The organism is Leptolyngbya sp. BC1307 (genome assembly GCF_002286735.1).
In the GTDB taxonomy this organism is placed as follows: Bacteria; Cyanobacteriota; Cyanobacteriia; order Phormidesmidales; family Phormidesmidaceae; genus Phormidesmis.
In genome coordinates this window covers 1-2,050 of the sequence record NZ_NRTA01000120.1, presented here as the reverse complement: position 1 = coordinate 2,050, position 2,050 = coordinate 1, and the positions used below count along the sequence as shown (strand labels likewise).

Genomic DNA, 2,050 nt, shown 5'->3' with positions numbered 1-2,050 from the left:
TCTGGGCTTCGCCGCAGAGCTTTTTCTATCCGCCTGGCCAATGTGCTATTTGTTACTTGACTAGAAGCTCTGCTTTTCCCGCCTTGAGTTGATACCCCATAAATATCCTAAAAGTCCCTACAGCCGTAGGAAAAACGGAGATTTTAACCCCTTTAGAAAGAGCGGTTATCGGGTTTCCAAACCACGCTCTAAAACTAGAAGTATCTAATAGAATGCAAGTGGAGCATCTGATTACCCCTGAGCTTGACGTTTTACCCTTAGATGTTCAATCACATCTCAATTACTACTATTCAATAGGAGCCAATCAAGAGGTAAGTCGTTACCTTCAGAATGCAGCAGAGAAACATGAAAGCGTTAGAAAATATTTAGAAAATTGCACCGAATGCTACGATACCTCCAAAACAATTCTCACTACCCATCAGAGAGCATTGCTTACAGACTGGAAGCATGACACCCTTATTTTCGATGAAGATATTCTCAGCGCTTTACTACCCATTAATAAAGTTACAATCAGCGACTTAGTTAGACTAAAATCCGTATTGAAAAACGAAAGCGATAAAGTAACTCTACAAGCTCTGATTTATGATATTACGTCAGGTAAAATATCAAGCCCTCGCCCTATGGACGCTACTGTTTTCTCAGATTTTAGGGCAATTGAAGAGAGTGTTTTGAGTAGCCAAATTAAATTCGATGGTGATATCCTCCACTTCTTTGATGCTAGTTATTTTATAGTTGATGCTTGTGACAAAGCGACTATTTTCTATGTTAGAAAGTATGACTTGCCTTCTGACAAGAAAGTAATCATTCTCTCCGCAACATCAAACGAAATGCTTTACCAATATTTATTGGGAGCTGGGCTGAAATTCTACGATGTTGGAAATGTGAATTTAGCAGGCCTTATTGAGCAGGATACTAAATATTCTTTTAGTAGATCTTCCCTGTCTCGAAACATAGCTCAGGCTATTGAAAAGGTGGGAGAGCTGCCGACAATCACCTTCGCAAAATTCAAGTCTCAATTCCCTAACCCTGTTAAGGACATGCACTTTTACAAAACCACTGGTTTTGATGATTTAAGAGGGCAGGACATTGCTGTGGTAGGAACTCCACACGTGAATCCTATAGTCCTAGCTCTTTACGCCAGTATCTTGAAAATGCCAGTGAAAGCCAGCGACTTTAATAGAATAGGACAGAAATGTGTGACTCACAACGGTTTTCGTTTTTGGTTTAACGCCTATGATAATGAACACCTACGACTCTTACAATTCTATTTCATTGAATCTGAGTTGAGACAAGCTGTTGGCAGGGCCAGAGTCAATATAGAACCTGCATATGTGAAAGTCTTGAGTAGTTATCCTCTTCCTGAAGCCGCTATAAATGAAGAGGAAAAGGCTATCGGTAGGCAACGTTTAGATGCTGTTAAAAAGGCTCATCTGGAAAGCTGTTTAGATACAGCCATAATGCAAGGCGCTGAAAGCATTATATGTAGAGAAGCGTGACGATTTTTATCTATTTCTATTATGTAAACACAACAACGCTATTTTACTCCCTAGTAGCTACGGAACTACACTGAACAAGTATATAAAAAGTCATTTCCGACTCCTTCTGTCCGGTCGTCTTCTGTAGTAAGGAGCAACTACAGTTCCATTGTTCTTCGTATGACCACTTACTATCACATAATCGTCCTGATTTGAAATGATGCTTCACTCTTGTTCTGTTAGCTGTCCTTCTTTCGATACCTTCTTGTGAGGTTCCTGCATTCTTGCTGACACGATAGTTTGCTGTGGAGCGTCTCTAGGCTCTACTTTTTTCTTCAAAAGCGCTATATTGTTCTGGTACTGCTGATATAGCGTTTGATAGTCCTTTTGTAGTTCCGAGTTCTGAGCAGACAACTGAGAATTCGTATTTCTTAAGATTGCAATCTCTGATTTCAGTCTGTTAGCATGACTGGCCATAGGGCGCATCCAGATGTTGTGGGAGGACTTGCCAATAAGAAAAAAGGGATGAGATCATAGATCCCGTCCCAACAAAAACTAGTCATGATTGTATCTTC

At 40.2% G+C, this 2,050-nt stretch carries 1 protein-coding gene; it reads left to right on the top strand.

Annotation, left to right across the window (positions count from 1 at the left end):
• Window positions 1-212: 212 nt before the first annotated feature.
• Window positions 213-1,496 carry a hypothetical protein gene (locus CKL79_RS22240; RefSeq protein WP_121971689.1) on the top strand — a complete coding sequence of 428 codons (1,284 nt, stop codon included), beginning with the start codon at window positions 213-215 and terminating at the stop codon, window positions 1,494-1,496.
• Window positions 1,497-2,050 lie beyond the last annotated feature (554 nt).

Coding starts and splice junctions, on each gene's coding strand:
- CKL79_RS22240 (WP_121971689.1), top strand. CDS start 213: ATGCAAGTGGAGCATCTGATTACCCCTGAGCTTGACGTTTTACCCTTA.